General features: G+C 69.7%; 13 protein-coding genes. 7 read left to right on the top strand and 6 right to left on the bottom strand.

The genetic code is table 11. The annotated features are described in order from the left end of the window. The first annotated feature begins 147 nt into the window (after positions 1 to 147). From H0X90_RS08985 to H0X90_RS08965, 5 genes are all read left to right on the top strand, one after another. The gene (locus tag H0X90_RS08985) at positions 148 to 1704 is read left to right on the top strand and encodes a 3-hydroxyacyl-CoA dehydrogenase (protein ID WP_077189385.1); all 1557 of its coding nucleotides are present in this window, start codon (positions 148 to 150) and stop codon (positions 1702 to 1704) included. Positions 1705 to 1763: 59 nt separating this feature from the next. Further along, entirely contained in the window at positions 1764 to 3086 is a 1323-nt protein-coding gene (gene paaK / locus H0X90_RS08980; protein ID WP_006483970.1) for a phenylacetate--CoA ligase PaaK, read from the top strand. 38 nt (positions 3087 to 3124) lie between these two features. Further along, the gene (locus H0X90_RS08975) at positions 3125 to 3925 is read left to right on the top strand and encodes an enoyl-CoA hydratase-related protein (RefSeq protein ID WP_077189386.1); all 801 of its coding nucleotides are present in this window, start codon (positions 3125 to 3127) and stop codon (positions 3923 to 3925) included. Positions 3926 to 4062: 137 nt separating this feature from the next. Beyond that, positions 4063 to 4734 (top strand): MarC family protein, encoded by a 672-nt coding sequence (locus tag H0X90_RS08970; protein ID WP_006483966.1) that lies wholly within the window; start codon positions 4063 to 4065, stop codon positions 4732 to 4734. A gap of 158 nt (positions 4735 to 4892) precedes the next feature. Beyond that, positions 4893 to 5873: an aldo/keto reductase gene (locus H0X90_RS08965; protein WP_006483965.1), complete on the top strand. Its 981-nt coding sequence runs from the start codon at positions 4893 to 4895 to the stop codon at positions 5871 to 5873. 31 nt (positions 5874 to 5904) lie between these two features. Here the strand turns inward: H0X90_RS08965 and H0X90_RS08960 are convergent, their stop codons facing one another. The 5 genes from H0X90_RS08960 to H0X90_RS08940 all read right to left on the bottom strand — a co-directional run bounded on the left by H0X90_RS08960 (position 5905) and on the right by H0X90_RS08940 (position 12157). Beyond that, positions 5905 to 6771, bottom strand: a complete 867-nt coding sequence (locus H0X90_RS08960; protein ID WP_077189434.1) for a CPBP family intramembrane glutamic endopeptidase — start codon at positions 6769 to 6771, stop codon at positions 5905 to 5907. 85 nt (positions 6772 to 6856) lie between these two features. Next, the gene (locus tag H0X90_RS08955) at positions 6857 to 7513 is read right to left on the bottom strand and encodes a VC0807 family protein (RefSeq protein WP_048988266.1); all 657 of its coding nucleotides are present in this window, start codon (positions 7511 to 7513) and stop codon (positions 6857 to 6859) included. Between the two features lie 110 nt (positions 7514 to 7623). Beyond that, on the bottom strand, positions 7624 to 9717 hold the full coding sequence (locus H0X90_RS08950; protein WP_227739700.1) for a HAMP domain-containing histidine kinase: 2094 nt from the start codon (positions 9715 to 9717) through the stop codon (positions 7624 to 7626). Positions 9718 to 10003: 286 nt separating this feature from the next. Further along, entirely contained in the window at positions 10004 to 11068 is a 1065-nt protein-coding gene (locus tag H0X90_RS08945) for a 2,3-butanediol dehydrogenase (protein WP_034202246.1), read from the bottom strand. A 348-nt stretch (positions 11069 to 11416) separates the two neighbouring features. Next, complete coding sequence (locus H0X90_RS08940; RefSeq protein WP_034202247.1) at positions 11417 to 12157, bottom strand: GNAT family N-acetyltransferase; 741 nt, start codon at positions 12155 to 12157, stop codon at positions 11417 to 11419. A gap of 216 nt (positions 12158 to 12373) precedes the next feature. On the opposite strand from H0X90_RS08940, the gene H0X90_RS08935 reads away from it, so the two are divergent. Together H0X90_RS08935 and H0X90_RS08930 are read left to right on the top strand one after the other, a co-directional pair. Further along, positions 12374 to 13582, top strand: a complete 1209-nt coding sequence (locus H0X90_RS08935; RefSeq protein WP_077189388.1) for a CynX/NimT family MFS transporter — start codon at positions 12374 to 12376, stop codon at positions 13580 to 13582. A gap of 41 nt (positions 13583 to 13623) precedes the next feature. After that, complete coding sequence (locus H0X90_RS08930) at positions 13624 to 14106, top strand: DUF3331 domain-containing protein (protein WP_077189389.1); 483 nt, start codon at positions 13624 to 13626, stop codon at positions 14104 to 14106. A 24-nt stretch (positions 14107 to 14130) separates the two neighbouring features. On the opposite strand, the gene H0X90_RS08925 is transcribed toward H0X90_RS08930, so the two are convergent. Then, positions 14131 to 15333, bottom strand: a complete 1203-nt coding sequence (locus H0X90_RS08925; protein WP_077189390.1) for a GNAT family N-acetyltransferase — start codon at positions 15331 to 15333, stop codon at positions 14131 to 14133. Positions 15334 to 15437: the final 104 nt, after the last annotated feature.

Genomic DNA, 15437 nt, shown 5'->3' with positions numbered 1-15437 from the left:
AAAAGTTGCCCGACGTTTCGATTTTTTTGTCGTTGCAGTTTCCGTAACGATGTCTTGCACGACAAATTCGGGCTCGCCCTGACATAAATCTACCGACCGGTCGGTTTATAATCGCTCGCACTTCCACTTCATGACGGATCGCAAGCGATGGCTGTTTCCTCTGCACATTCGGTGAACTCGGGCGCACTCGTGCCGTCGGCCGTCGTCGGCGTGATCGGCGCCGGCGCGATGGGCGCGGGCATTGCGCAGGTCGCGGCGGCGGCCGGCCATGCGGTGCTGCTGTACGACCTGAACGAAGCGGCCTGCGACAAGGCGCTGGCCGGCATCCGGGCCCAGTTCGCCCGGCTGGCCGAGAAGGGCCGGCTCGAACCGGCGCAGGCCGACGCGGCCGGCAACCGGGTCCGCGCGGTGCGCGCGCTGGCCGATTTCGCGGGTGCGGCGCTGATCGTCGAGGCGGCGGCGGAACGGCTCGACGTGAAGCGCGAGATTTTCGCGACGCTCGAACGTCATGTCGACGACGCGTGCGTGCTCGCGACCAACACGTCGTCGATCTCGATCACGTCGATCGCGGCCGGGCTGCGCGTGCCGCAGCGCGTCGCCGGCCTGCATTTCTTCAATCCCGCGCCGCTGATGGCGCTCGTCGAGGTGGTCAGCGGGCTCGCGACCGCGCCCGAGGTTGCGCAGATGCTGTATGCGACCGCCGCTGCGTGGGGCAAGCAACCGGTGATGGCGAAATCGACGCCGGGCTTCATCGTGAACCGCATCGCACGGCCGTATTACGCGGAGGCGTTGCGCGTGCTGAACGAGCAGGGCGGCGCACCGGCGTCGATCGATGCGGTGATGCGTGAAGCCGGCGGGTTCCGGATGGGGCCGTTCGAGTTGATGGACCTGATCGGCCACGACGTGAACTTCGCGGTGACGGAGTCGGTGTTCCGCGCGTACTTCAACGACCCGCGCTACACGCCGTCGCTGATCCAGCAGGAACTCGTCAACGCGGGCTTCCTCGGACGCAAGTCCGGACGCGGCTTCTATTCGTATGCGGACGGCGCGACGCCGCCTGCCCCCGATCTCGAACCGCCGCGCGCCGCGCCGGCGGACGTCGTGCTGTTTGCGCAGGAGGGCCCGGCCGCCGCGCTGCATGCGCGCTTCGTCGACCGTATCGCAGGCGCCCGTCAGGCCGGTGCGCAGCCGGACGATCTGCTGGCCACGGCCGGCCGCGCGTCGATCGCGCTGACCGACGGCCGCACGGCCACCGCGCGCGCCGCACAAACGGGCGTGGCGGATCTCGTGCTCGTCGATCTCGCGCGCGATTACGCACAGGCGGGGCTCGTCGCGCTGACCCGCGCGCTCCAGTGCAGCGACGCGGCCTATGCGGATGCGGTCGGCCTGTTCCAGCAGGCGGGCTTTCGTGTCGTCGGCGTCGCGGACGTGCCGGGGATGGTCGCGATGCGCACCGTCGCGATGCTCGCGAACGAAGCGGCCGACACGGTGAACCAGGGCGTGTGCTCGCCGGCCGACCTCGATCTCGCGATGGAGAAGGGCGTGAACTATCCGTGCGGCCCGCTCGCGTGGGCCGACGCGATCGGCCTCGGCCGCGTGCACCGCGTGCTGTCGAACCTCGCGGCGAGCTACGGCGAGGACCGCTATCGCGTGTCGCCGCGCCTCGCCGCGCTGCATGCGGCCGGCCGCACGTTCCGGTCGTAGCCGCCCGCCCCGTTACTTCGAACACGATAACGACATCACGCCATTGGAGGAGCACCCCGATGACTCACCCGACGCATCCCGCCGCCGCCCTCGAGCCGATCGAGACCGCCAGCCGCGACGAACTGCAGGCGCTGCAGCTCGAACGCCTCAAGTGGTCGCTGCGCCACGCGTACGACAACGTCCCGCACTATCGCCGCACGTTCGACGCGGCCGGCGTGCATCCGGACGACCTGAAATCGCTCGCCGATCTCGCGAAGTTCCCGTTCTCGACCAAGAACGACCTGCGCGACAACTATCCGTTCGGCCTCTTCGCGGTGCCGCGCGAGCAGGTCGTACGCGTGCATGCGTCGAGCGGCACGACCGGCAAGCCGACCGTGGTCGGCTACACCGCGCGCGACATCGACACGTGGGCGAACGTGACCGCGCGCTCGATCCGCGCGGCCGGCGGCCGCCCGGGCGATACGCTGCACAACGCGTTCGGCTATGGTCTCTTCACCGGCGGCCTCGGGATTCACTACGGTGCGGAGCGGCTCGGCTGCATGGTCGTGCCGATGTCGGGTGGCCAGACCGAGAAGCAGGTGCAACTGATTCGCGACTTCGAGCCGAAGATCATCCTCGTCACGCCGTCGTACATGCTGAATCTGATCGACGAGATGGTGCGGCAGGGGATGGACCCGGCCGAATCGTCGCTGAAGATCGGCATCTTCGGCGCCGAGCCGTGGACGCAGGCGCTGCGCAATGAAGTGGAGACGCGCGTGGGCATCGACGCGCTCGACATCTACGGGCTGTCGGAAGTGATGGGCCCGGGCGTCGCGTGCGAATGCGTCGAGACGAAGGACGGCCCGGTGATCTGGGAAGACCATTTCTACCCGGAGATCATCGATCCCGTCACCGGCGAGGTGCTGCCCGACGGCAGCCAGGGCGAGCTCGTGTTCACGTCGCTGACGAAGGAGGCGATGCCGGTGATCCGCTACCGCACGCGCGACCTCACCGCGCTGCTGCCGCCGACCGCGCGCGCGATGCGCCGGCTCGCGAAGATCACGGGCCGCTCCGACGACATGCTGATCGTGCGCGGCGTGAACGTGTTTCCGAGCCAGATCGAGGAGATCGTCGTCGCGCTGCCGCTGTTGTCGGGCCAGTTCCAGATCACGCTGTCGCGCGACGGTCACATGGACCGGCTCGACCTCGCGGTCGAGTTGCGCTCCGAGGCGGCGGCGTCCGTCACCGACGGCGAGCGCGCGGCGCTCGCGCGCGAGTTGCAGCACCGGATCAAGACGATGGTCGGCGTGTCGTCGGGCGTGACGGTGCTGGCAGCCGGCGGCATTCCGGCGACCGCGACCGGCAAGGCGCGCCGCGTGATCGATCGCCGTCAGGCCGCCTGATGTCGAAGTGTGCCGTTCTACCCGAGGAAACCTGTTCGATGGATGAATTGAAGACCCTGGCCGTCACGGTCGATGCGCGCGGCATCGCGACCGTCGCGCTGCAGCGCGGCGACGTGCTGAACGCGTTCGACGAGACGATGATCGCGGAGCTGACCGACGCGTTCACGACGCTCGGCCGGCGCGACGACGTGCGTGCGATCGTGCTGCGTTCGGACGGTCGCGCATTTTGCGCGGGCGCCGACCTGCAGTGGATGCAGCGTGCGAGCGCGAACGACGCGGCCGCGAACCTGCGCGACGCCGAGCGGTTCGCCGCGATGATGCGCGCGATCCGGCAGTGCCCGAAACCGACGGTCGCACGCGTGCAGGGCCACGCGTTCGGCGGCGGGGTCGGGTTGTGCGCGGCCTGCGACATCGTGATTGCCAGCGATCGCGCGCGCTTCTCGGTCAGCGAGGCGCGTTTCGGGATCCTGCCGGCCGTGATCGGCCCGTATCTGGTCGAGGCGGTCGGCCAGCGCCAGGCGCGCCGGCTCGCGCTGACCGCGACGCAGCTCGCGGCCGCCGAAGCCGTCGCGATCGGGCTGATCCATCAGGCCGTGCCGCTCGATGCGCTCGACGACACGCTCGAACGGACGCTCGCGGAACTGGGCCGCAACGGCCCGCACGCGCTGATGGAGATCAAGCGCTTTTTCGATGCGATCGGCGAATACCCGCCGTCGGACGAACGCGCGGCGTTCACCGCGCAGACGATCTCGCGGGTGCGGGCGACGCCGGAAGCGAAGGAAGGCTTCGCGGCCTTCTTCGCGAAGCGGCCGCCGGCGTGGGAGGCGGGCGCCGAATAAGGCTGCACGACGAAACTCGACCGCGACCGTCGGCGCAACCGGGCCGGCCGTATTTTGCGTCTCGGGCGCGAGCGCTTGCACTACAATGCGTGACCCCCGGCGCGCTGCCGGCCCAGCCCCGACCGATGCTTCGCACGATGATCGTCAACCGCCTTGTCTCCGAGATCCTGTTCGGCTTTACCGGCCTGATCGGCATCATCAATCCGATCGGCATCGCGTTCCTGTTTCTCGAACGGACCGAGGCGCTCACCGCGTACGAACGGGATCTGCTCGCGAGGAAGGTCGCGTTCAACGCGTTCGTCGTCCTGATGGTCGCGTTCTTCGCCGGCACGCCGGTGCTGCATTTCTTCGGGATCTCGATGGAAGCGCTGCGGATCGGCGGCGGCTTCGCGGTCGCGGTGGCCGGTTGGCAGATGCTGAACGAGCCCGACGGGCCGGGCGGCGGCGACACGCCGGTCAAGCCGATCGACGCGAACGCGATCATGACGCGCGCGTTCTTCCCGTTGACGGTGCCGCTGACGGTCGGTCCCGGCTCGATCGCGACCGCGATCGCGCTGAACGCGAACCGCACGCACAAGCTGTCGGAATTCATGCTGTCGAGCATCGTGTCGATCGCGGTGTCCGTGCTCGTCGCGCTCGTGATCTGGCAGGTCTACAGCCGCTCCGCGCTGCTCGCGCGCTATCTCGGCAGCGAAGGAACCAAGGTCGCGAAGCGCGTGTCGGCGTTCCTGCTGCTGTGCATCGGCGTGCAGATCATGCTGACCGGCTTCTCCGCGTTCCTGCAGCCGATCGCCGACCAGGTCAAGTAACCGGGCCGCCCGGTCCGGCCGTCAAGGTTCGACCTTTCACGCAGCCTGCACGCGGCGCGCGGTCATACGCGTTCGCCGCATGCGGGATACCATGCGACGTCTGGCGGATGCGCGGCGCGCATCCGGCCGCAACCCCAACTTGAGTGGCGAGGCGTGCAATGGAATACGTGAAATTCGGGTCGACCGGGCTGGACGTGTCGAAGCTGGTGCTGGGCTGCATGACGTTCGGCGAGCCGTTGCGCGGCACGCACCCGTGGACGCTGCCGGAAGCGGAAAGCCGGCCGATCATCCAGCGGGCGATCGAGGCCGGCATCAACTTCTTCGACACCGCGAACATGTATTCGGACGGCACGTCGGAGGAGATCGTCGGCCGCGCGCTGCGCGATTTCGCGAAGCGCGACGACGTCGTGATCGCGACCAAGGTGTTCTACCGGATGCGGCCGGGGCCGAACGGCGCCGGGCTGTCGCGCAAGGCGATCATGACCGACATCGACCAGAGCCTGAAGCGGCTCGGCACCGACTACGTCGATCTCTACCAGATTCACCGATGGGACTACGGCACGCCGATCGAGGAGACGCTCGAGGCGCTGCACGACGTCGTGAAGGCCGGCAAGGCGCGCTATATCGGCGCCTCGTCGATGTTCGCATGGCAGTTCGCGAAGGCGCTGCACACGTCGAAGCAGCACGGCTGGACCCGCTTCGTCAGCATGCAGAACCACCTGAACCTGCTGTATCGCGAGGAAGAGCGCGAAATGCTGCCGCTGTGCGAGGACGAAGGCATCGCGGTGATTCCGTGGAGCCCGCTCGCGCGCGGGCGCCTGACGCGCAACTGGGACGAATCGTCGGAACGGCAGCAGAAGGACGAGGTCGGCCAGCAGCTGTACAACGCGACGATCGATGCCGACAAGGCGGTCGTCGAGGCCGTCGCGGCGATCGCCGCCGCGCGCAACGTGCCGCGGGCGCAGGTCGCGCTGGCGTGGGTCGCGCAAAAGCGCGGCGTGACCGCGCCGATCGTCGGCATTTCGAAGCCGCAGCAACTGGACGATGCGCTCGGGGCGCTCGCGCTGAAGCTGACCGACGACGAAATCGCGACGCTCGAACGCCCGTACGTGCCGCACGCGGTGGCCGGGTTCAACTGAGCGGCAACGCGGGCGGCGCCGCGCACCGCGTTCAGCGCGCGGCGGCGAGCATCGGGTAGGTGAACAGGCCGAAGTGGACGACGTTCAGCCCCGCATGCGCGAGCGCGGCGGCGAGCAGGCCGCCGCGCCGCCACGCGAGCCCGTAGCCGACGCCGGCCACCGTGCCGAGCACGATCCATTGCCAGCCGCCCGCTGCGTGCGCGGCGCCGAACAGCACCGCGCCGGCCGCGAGCGCGACCCACGGGCCCCAGGAATACGCGCGCAACACGCGGGTCAGCCCGCCTTGGACGTAGCCGCGGAACAGCGCTTCCTCGGCGAGCGTCACCAGCAGCAGGTTGTTCGCGAGCCACAGCCAGCCGGACGGCGGCCATTTGGGGGCCCAGCCGACCATCCCGAACGCGAGCGCGCCGGCCAGGCACGCGGCGGCCGTTGCGGCGGCCGCCACCGCACCGGTGCGCAGCGCGCGCGACAGCGCGACGTCGGGCGCGACCCACGGCAGCGCCCACAACAGCCACAGGCCGACGAGCGGCTTGTCGAAATTCAGGTACATCGTGAACGGCACGGCGTCCGGCGTGAAACGGGTCGGCGCGATCACGCGCGGATTGTGGAAGCCGGGAATCAGGTGCAGGCTCAGCGCGATCGCGAGCGCGGCGAAGACGAGATGCGCGGCGATGCGCACCGCGAGCGGGCGCGCGGGCAGCACGCCCCAGCCGGCCGCGATCAGCAGCGCGAATGGCGCCAGCGTGATCGGCGCGAGCTGGCCGAATGCCAGCGCGCCCGCGTAGCCGAGCGCGGCGAGGCCGATGCTCAGGCCGTGCAGTGGGCGATGCCACGCGAATGCGGCGGCCGCGAACAGGGCGAGCCAGATCGTGGCACACGGAAGGAGCGAAAGGGACATGACGGGAAGCGGATGGGCGGACGAGACGCCGCGCATCATACAGCAGGTGCCGTGACACGCTGCCGGGCAGCCGGCGCGCCGCGTGTCAGCGGCCGGCGGTTTCGGTGACGCCGCCGCGGCCCGGGATGTCGACGCTGTTGCGCACGCGCATCCGCCGCCGGTACCAGAACGTCCACAGCAGCAGGCAGGCAAACACCGTGTAGCCCATGACCGGCGACACGACCAGCACGCGTTCGACCGGCCAGTTGACGACCATCCACCAGCGCAGCAGCATCTCGACCGTCATGATGGCGCCCCACACGAACGTCATCAGCCGCAGCATCTGCCGCAGGCCCGGCTGCGCGTCCCAGACGGCTTCGAAGTGCGCGGCGCCGCCGTCCATCTCGCGGGCCACGGTCGCGCGGGCCAGATAGTAGATCAGCGGGCGTTCGCGGAACAACGACAGCAGGAACACGATGCCGATCGTGCCCGACCCGATCGATTCGCGCATCAGCAGCGTGCGCGGACTGCCGCCGAACGCCATCCCGACGATCGACAGCGTGATGCCGAGCAGCACGATGGCCGCCACCGCGTCGACGCGGCGCGAGCGGATGAATTCGACGATCGACCAGATGATCGGCGGAACCGCCGACGCGTACAGCGCGCCGGTTTCGCCGAAATACGGATGCGCGACCCGATAGGCCACCCAGGGCAGCACGAGGTTGACGAAGAGTTCGAGAATCAGTCCGGTTCGCGGTTTCACGGTGCGCGCTTCCACGCAGGCGGGGCGGACGCGAGGAAGGCGGGTTGCCCCCCGGTTGCCCCGAAAAGGGTTCGGTTCAGTATATCGAAGAATCGCGCGGGGTTGCGACGTCATGGGTTCGCCGCCGCCGGCAGCGCGATCGTGATCGTGGTGCCCTGCAGCACGGCGCTCTGCACGTGAATGTCGCCCGCGTGCCGTTCGACGACGGCCTTGACGAACGCCATCCCGAGCCCCACGCCGCCCGTGTCCGGTTGCCCGGCCGTGCGAAAGCGCCGGTAGCGTTCGAACAGCCGCGTCTGGTCCGTGTGGCTGATCCCGCAGCCGCGGTCCCGGATCGTGCAGTGCACGGCCCGGCCGTCGGCGCCCGGTTCCACCCGGCATTCGATGCTCGTCAGCGACGGGCTGTACTTGATTGCGTTATCCAGCAGGTTGATCAGCGCGCGCGACAGCAACGCAGGGTCGCCGTGCACGATCGTGTCGTCGCGGCGCGGCACGTCGTCGATCGAGATGCGTTTGCGATGCGCGAGCGGCCATACGGCGTCGCGCGCCTCGTTCATCAGGTCGGCGAGGTTGACCGGCACGCGCTCGTATTCGCTGGCTTCCGCGCGCGACAACTGCGCGAAACCGTCGGCCATCGCCAGCGTATGGCGGGCGAGCCTGCCGATTCTCTCGAATTGCCGCTTTGTCGGTGCGTCGTTCGCGCGGTGTTCCTGCGCGTCGATCAGGATGATCAGCGACGTCAGCGGCGCGCGCATGTCGTGCGAGAACAGCGTCAGCATGTCGTTGCGCTGGCGTTCGAGCATGTCGCGGCGCACATGCGCATGGCGCAAGGTCTCCAGTGCCCGGTCGATGCGGGCGAGCTCGGGCCCGACGCCGCTCGGCATCGCGACGGGCGTCGTATCGCCGTCGCTGAGTGCGACGATCCGGCGTCCGAGCGCATCGAGCGGCGTCGACAGCAGCCGCTGCGTGCCGCGCGCGAGCGACAGCAGGATCGCGACGCTGAGCGCGGTCGCGCATGCCGATACCGCCACCTTGATCCGCGCGGTGTTCCGGTCCGAGACGGCGCGGCGCCGCGCCGCGTCGATCACGCGGTCGCGCAGCCGCTCGCACGGCCCGAAATACGGGACGATCGTTCGCGAAAAATCGCCGGCGCTCATCGCGTAGGCGCCTGTCCGGCCGTTCGCGACGATCGCGTCGACGAGCGGCAGCAGATGACGGTCGAACGCCGCGTTGAGCTGCGCGTACTCGCGGGCCACGTCCGCATCGTCGAGCCGCGCGCCGAGCGCGCCGTCGATCAGTGCGCGCAATTGTTCGATGCGTCCGCGCATCAGCATGATCTCCGCGAACTGCGTGCGATCGAGCGCCTGCCGCGCGAACATTGGCGCGACGAGCAGCGAGCCCGTGCGTCCCGCGTACTCCCGCAGGTCGCTCAGCAGCCGCGCGAGCAGGATCGCGCCCGACGTGCGCGGGTCGCGCATGGCCGTGTCGGTCATCGCGCCGTCGATCAGCAGCGACACCGTGTCGACGACCCGGAACAGGCGCGCCTGCGCATGCTGGATGTCGCGCACCGTGCGGGACGCGAGCGGCCGCGCGTCGAGTGCGTCGACTTCCGCGCGCGCATCGGCGAGCGTGATCCGGATCGCATCGACCGCGTGCAGCAGGTTGCCGCGCTCGCGGTCGTCGAGCGCCGCCGCGTGCCCGATGCCGGCCCGAAAATGCGCGAGCGCGCGGTCGGAACGCTCGCGCGCGGCGCGCAGGTTGCGCCGCTCCGTCGCGGCGTCGGGCTGCGCGCGCACGAGCAGGTCGTTCGTCGGGCCGCGTTCGGCCGAGATCATGTTGGCGGCGATCATCGCGCCGTGGACGAATTCGAAGCTTTGCAGGTCGGCGTTTTCCTGCCGGTATTGGCGGACACTGCCCGCGATGATCGTGCCGCACAGCAAGGCCAGCAGCGTGGTGACGAGCGCGAAGCCGAGATGGGTTTTCTGCTGGATCGTCAGCGAGCGAACGTCGTTTGCGCGTTCCCGATTGAACGAGAGATTCATGGCACACCGTGTTTTGCGAACTATCCCTGGGAGGCCCGTATTCTCGGCCTGTCGGCGCCGTGGCGCCGTGAGGTTCGACAGGTGTTCCGTCGTGACGGGGCGGCAACGATCGCGCCCGGGAAGCCGGATCGCACGCGGCACCGGATCGCGTTGCGCCACCATCCTGTCGACGCCGGACGCATCGTGCTTGGTGCGGAGAAACCCTGATCGCGCACCGGTGCGGATCGCGCGTTGCGGTGAATGTTAGGGATTGCGAATGTTTGGGCGCGCCGCTTCCGGAGGGAGCGCGACATGGCGGCTGCCTTGGACGGTGACGACAGAGCGAAGGGATGCGCACGCAGGCGCGCCGCCCGCGCACCGGGGCGACGCTCGAGGGGGGGCCGCTATACGCCTGTACGGCGGCCGGCGCGGCGCGGCGGGAATCGATGCCGCGGCCGCGCGTGTGCACTCAGGAAACGGCCGGCTGGACGATGATCTTCACGTTGCGGTCCTTGTGGTTGACCAGCTCCTCGAAGCCGTGCGCGACGATGTCGCCGAGCGCGATGCGCCCGGTGATGAGCGGCTGCACGTCGATGCGGCCGTCCGCGATGAAGCGGATCACGTCCGCGAATTCGCCGTTGTACGCGAGCGAGCCGATCACTTCCTTCTCGGTCGACACGATGTCGAAGAAGTTGAACGGCGCCGGTTCCTCGAAGATGCCGACCATCACCGACTTGCCGGCCTTGCGGATCACGTCGATCGCGAGCTTCGCGGTGGCCGTGTGCCCGATGCACTCGAACGAGACATCCGCGCCGTAGCCGCCCGTCAGCGCCCGGACTTCCGCGATCGCGTCGGACGTCTTCGGATCGACGACCGCGCTCGCGCCGACCTCCAGCGCCTTCTGCTTGCGCGCGGCCGACATTTCCAGCGCGATCACGCGTCCGGCGCCCGCGGCCTTCGCGCACATGATCGTGCACAGGCCGATCGTGCCCGCGCCGACCACGACGACGGTCTGCCCGACGATGTTGCCGGCCTTCTTCACCGCATGCAGCCCGACCGCGAGCGGTTCGATCAGCGCGCCGGCCTCGGTAGGGAAATGGTCGGGCAGCTTGTACAGCAGTTCGGCCGGCACGTTCACGTATTCGGCGAACGCGCCGTTGTTCATCAGCCCCGTGAACGCGAGGTTCTCGCAGATGTTGTACAGCCCGTGCCGGCAATACCAGCAGGTGCCGCAATGCTGGCATGCGTCGGCCGTCACGCGGTCGCCGACCGCGAAGCCCGACACGCCCGCGCCGAGCTCGGCGATCTCGCCGCTGAACTCGTGGCCCAGGATGCACTGGCCTTTCAGGCCGGTCAGCGGATGCGGCGCGTCGACCGGGATGAACACCGGCCCGGCGACGTATTCGTGCAGGTCGGAGCCGCAGATGCCGCACCAGTGCACGCGAATCGTGACCCAGCCTGCCGGCGGGCGTTCCGGAACGGGAACCTCTTCGACGCGGATGTCGTGGCGGCCGTGCCAGACGGCGGCCTTCATGCTGGGGGGAGTGATCGGTGCCGGTGTACTCACGTTGCTGTCTCCGTCAGGTTGTCGTCGGGCGTGCGGCGATGTTGCCGGCGCGCCCGTCGCGCGATTGCGCGTTCGACCGGTATGCAGGAACGGGGCCAGCGTGAAGCGGGGCGATGCGTGGCGGCCGGAAAACGTGCGTCGGGTGCGCTGCACCATGTCGCTGTCCGCCGAACGGCAACGATTTGGAAGGAACGGAGCGTCGAATTTGCTGCGATAGCGTCACAACGAAGCGCGTGAGACGCCGGGACGTTCGTCTCAGCGCAATGAGACGAATCGCGAGACGAACGGCGACGGGCGGCGCCGTTCGATCCGCGTTCAGGCGACGACTTCGTCCACGGCGACCGCGGCGAGCGGCGTGAATCCGGCGGCGCGGTACAGCGGCTGGCCGACCTCGGTCGATATGAGCCACACGCGGCGCGCACCCCGGTGCCGTGCGTGCGCGACGATCGCGGCGAGCAGTTGCGTCGCCAGGCCGCGGCGGCGGTATGCGTCCGCCGTCCCGACGCGGTCGACGACGATATCGCGCGGCGACGCGAAGCCGTAGCGCGCGGTGGCCGCGATCTGTCCGTCGAGCCGGTGCGCGAACAGGAACGCGGCCGGATTCGGCTGGAACGGCGCGAAGGCGCCGCTGGCGTTGAACGCGTCGATCGCGCCAGGCGTGTCGCAGGCCAGCGAAAGCGCGAGCGCGTCGTCGCCGGACAGCCCGTCGATGTCGGCGGCCATGAAATGCTCGTCGGTCAGCCGGCGCGTCCGGCCGTGCAGCGCGGGCGGCAGCGGTGCCGCGCCGTAGCGCGTGATCCACGCGCCAACCGCAAACGGGCCGGCGCCGGACACGGGCGCGCCCTCGATCATGAAATGCTCGAAAGGCCGGCCCATCGCGCCGTCGAACTGCACGACATGGCCGTCCGGGCCGTCGTGCAGCGGCGCATCGCGCCGGCCGCGCGCGGCGCAGTACCCGGCGATGAAGGTGCGCACGGCCGCCTTGCGGCGGGGGAAATCCGTCCAGGCTTCGTCGAGCGGAAACAGCGTGGCCGGTGCAGGGGAGGCGGTTGACATAAGGAGGGACGCGGCGCGGCGTTGTCGGACGAAGCGGACAGCTTAGACCAGGATGCCGTCGCGTGTCGCGCCGGCCATTGTCACCATCGCCGAAACGGATCGTTGCGCGCGCTGCCCCTTTACTTGAAGTTAACTTCAATTTGTATCATGTGCGCCAGTCCGATTGCGGTCGCGTGAGACATCCCGTTGCACGCCGCCGCTTCAACGGAGGTGAAGATGACCGAATCGCCTGTCGCGGCCGATGCCGCCACGCTGCCGGCGCGCAGCTACCGGGCCGCCGTCGCGAACGTCGTGCTGGCGAGCATCGTGTCGGCGCTGCACGTCGGCAAGGCGACGATCGGCTTGCCGTCGCTGCAGCACGAGTTCGGCGGCTCGCTGGCGTCTCTGAGCGGGATCATGTCGGTGTTTCCGTTCGTCGGCGTGTTCGGCGGGATCGCCGCCGGCCTGCTGGTGCGGCGCTGGGGCGACCGGCGGCTGCTGGTGACGGGGCTCGTCATCCTCGGCCTGTCGAGCGTGGCCGGCGCCTGGGCCGGCAGCTTCGCGCTGTTGCTGGCCACGCGCTTCGCGGAAGGCCTCGGGTTCGTGATCGTGGTGGTCGCCGCGCCGGCCGTGCTGAACCGCGTGACGCCGCCCGAACGGCGCAATTTCGCGTTCGGCCTGTGGAGCACCTTCATGCCGGCCGGCATGGCGCTGTCGATGCTGGTCGGGCCGCTGCTCGGCGGCTGGCGCAACGGCTGGCTCGCGGCCGCGGCGCTGACGCTCGTCGCGGCGGCCGCGGTGCCGGTCACGACGTCGGCCGACGCGCCGTCGCGGCAGGCGACGACGCGCATCGGCCCCGCGCTGCGCACCGTGCTCGCGTCGCGCTCGACCACGCTCCTCGCACTGGGCTTCGCGACCTACAACGTGCAGTTCTTCGCGGTGATGACGTTCCTGCCGGTGTTCCTGATGCAGCGCCTCGGCGTCGCGGTCGGCGCGGCGGGGCTGATCAGCGCGGCGATCGTCGCCGCGTGCGTGATCGGCAACCTGACGGCCGGCTGGCTGCTGTCGCGCGGGGCGCGACCGGGGATCGTGATGGCGGCGACGTCGGTCGCGATCGGCGCGGCGGGCGCGGGCCTCTTCGGCGCGGCGACACCCGCGCCGCTCGCGGTCGCGCTCGGGTTCGCGTTTTCGGCGATGGCCGGGATGCTGCCCGCGACCATTCTCGCGTGCGCGCCGGGCTCCGCCCCGTCGCCGTCGCTGGCGCCGCTCAGCATCGGCTGGGTCGTGCAGGGCAACTATCTCGGCCAGGTGATCGGGCCGCTGACGATCGGCGCGATCGTCGGTGCGTTCGGCTGGTCGGGCGGCATCGGGCTGATGCTCGCGGCCGCCGCCGTCGGCGCGGCGATCGGCCTGTCCCTGCTGCGCGAACCGATGGGCCGGCGCTGAACGCGCCGGCGTCGTTCAACCTGCACGGAAATTCGTCAAGCATGCTCAACACCATGGAAAGCCCGATCTGCGAAGAAGACCTGTCGTGCGACGCGTCCGCGTTCGACGAAGACGACGCGATGCCGTCGCGCGGCGGCGTGATCGCCCACCCGCTCGTGACGATCGGCCGCGCGCCGATTCCGGAGCAGGGGACGGCCGCGGCGTCGCCGTTGCGCCCGCAACTGTTCGTCACGGTGCTGGAGGCGGGCGACGACGGACTGCTGGTGCGATGGGTCGAGAGCGGCCGGTGTCACTACGGCGAGCAGCGCTGGCGGCTGCGCGTCGCGTTGCAGCCCGGTCGCTGCGCGCTTTCCGGGCAGCCGATCGAGCCGGGCGAGCCGGTGTTCCGGCCGGTGCGGCGACCGGTGCCGGCCAACGGCGACGAGATGATCTGCCCGGCGTCGGTGCCGGGTAGGGACGGTGCGGCGTGCGATGGCGCGCCGCGGGACGGCGACGCACGCGATCCGGCCGATGTTCCGGGCTGAACATCGGCCGTCGGAGCGGCGACGTTACTTCTTCAGGTCGTGCCGGTACTGGATGAAACCGGCGTTGTTCGCGAGCTTGTCGTACAGCGCGCGCGCGGCCGTGTTGGTCTCGTGCGTGAGCCAGTACACGCGGCTCGCGCCGGCTTCGCGGGCCCGTTCGTACACGGCCTCGATCAGCGCGCGGCCGACACGTTGCCCGCGCGCGTCGGGCGCCGTGTACAGGTCCTGCAGATAGCAGTACGGCCCTTCGGTCCAGCACGAGCGGTGGTAGATCGAATGCACGATCCCGACCAGCGCACCGGACGCGTCGAACGCGCCGAGCACGAACATCGGCTCGGCCGGATCCATCAGGCGCGCCCAGGTCGTCGCGAACACCGCGTCGCTCAGCGCCGTGTCATAGAACTTCTGGTAACCCTGCCACAGCGGACGCCACGCGGCTTCGTCGGCGGCGACGAGCGGGCGCACCGTGACGCGCGTGGCGTCGTTCGCGCGGCTGGCTGCGTCGCGCGCGCTGGCCTGCGCGTGGCGTATCGCGGTGAGCGGCTGGCGCTGGTTGCCTTCGGCATCGAAGTTCTCCGGTGCGAGCCATGCTTCGAACGCGGCGCGGACGTCCGGCCATTCGCCGTCGATGATCGAGAACCACGCGGTGTCGCGATTGCGGCCGCGATAGACGATCGCCTGCCGGAACGTGCCTTCGTAGCGGAAGCCGAGCCGGGCGGCCGCCTTGCGCGACGGCGCGTTCAGGTCGTCGCACTTCCATTCGTAGCGCCGGTAGCCGAGCGTGTCGAACGCGTACTTCATCAGCAGGAACTGCGCTTCGGTCGAAACCGGCGTGCGCTTGAGCAGCGGCGAGAACGTGACGGAGCCGACCTCGATCACGCCGTTGGCCGGATCGATGCGCATCAGCGCGAGCGTGCCAACCGCGCGGCCCGTGGCGCGGTCGATCACCGTGTAGTGCAGCGGATCGGTGCTCGCCTGCGCGCCGCGCGCGTAGTCGCGGTAGCTCGACTCGTCGGCATACGGGCCGTGCGCGAGATAGGTCCAGTCGCTGCCGTCGGGCGCCCGCGCGTAGGCCGCGTACAGGTCGGCCGCATGGCGCTCGGCGTCGAGCGGTTCGAGCCGGCAGTAACGGCCTTCGAGCGCGATGCGCTCGGGGCGCGGACGCGCGGACCAGTCGGGAACGGGTTGGCCGATGGGCTGCTGGAAAGCGTTGGTGAGCGTGGGCAAGGTCGATCTCGCTTCGGTTGGCGGCCGGCGACATGCCGGCATGCAGACGATCGTAGTCCCGGCGAGGTACCATGAGAAGCGCCAGAGAAGGGCAAATTTATGGT

It is taken from the genome of Burkholderia sp. 9775_39, from assembly GCF_015712225.1.
GTDB classification, from domain to species: Bacteria; Pseudomonadota; Gammaproteobacteria; order Burkholderiales; family Burkholderiaceae; genus Burkholderia; species Burkholderia cenocepacia.
The sequence above is the reverse complement of the archived record's forward strand: the minus strand, read 5'-3'. Positions and strand labels throughout refer to the sequence as shown.

Coding starts and splice junctions, on each gene's coding strand:
- H0X90_RS08985 (WP_077189385.1), top strand. CDS start 148: ATGGCTGTTTCCTCTGCACATTCGGTGAACTCGGGCGCACTCGTGCCG.
- paaK (WP_006483970.1), top strand. CDS start 1,764: ATGACTCACCCGACGCATCCCGCCGCCGCCCTCGAGCCGATCGAGACC.
- H0X90_RS08975 (WP_077189386.1), top strand. CDS start 3,125: ATGGATGAATTGAAGACCCTGGCCGTCACGGTCGATGCGCGCGGCATC.
- H0X90_RS08970 (WP_006483966.1), top strand. CDS start 4,063: ATGATCGTCAACCGCCTTGTCTCCGAGATCCTGTTCGGCTTTACCGGC.
- H0X90_RS08965 (WP_006483965.1), top strand. CDS start 4,893: ATGGAATACGTGAAATTCGGGTCGACCGGGCTGGACGTGTCGAAGCTG.
- H0X90_RS08960 (WP_077189434.1), bottom strand. CDS start 6,771: ATGTCCCTTTCGCTCCTTCCGTGTGCCACGATCTGGCTCGCCCTGTTC.
- H0X90_RS08950 (WP_227739700.1), bottom strand. CDS start 9,717: ATGGTGGCGCAACGCGATCCGGTGCCGCGTGCGATCCGGCTTCCCGGG.
- H0X90_RS08945 (WP_034202246.1), bottom strand. CDS start 11,068: ATGAAGGCCGCCGTCTGGCACGGCCGCCACGACATCCGCGTCGAAGAG.
- H0X90_RS08940 (WP_034202247.1), bottom strand. CDS start 12,157: ATGTCAACCGCCTCCCCTGCACCGGCCACGCTGTTTCCGCTCGACGAA.
- H0X90_RS08935 (WP_077189388.1), top strand. CDS start 12,374: ATGACCGAATCGCCTGTCGCGGCCGATGCCGCCACGCTGCCGGCGCGC.
- H0X90_RS08930 (WP_077189389.1), top strand. CDS start 13,624: ATGCTCAACACCATGGAAAGCCCGATCTGCGAAGAAGACCTGTCGTGC.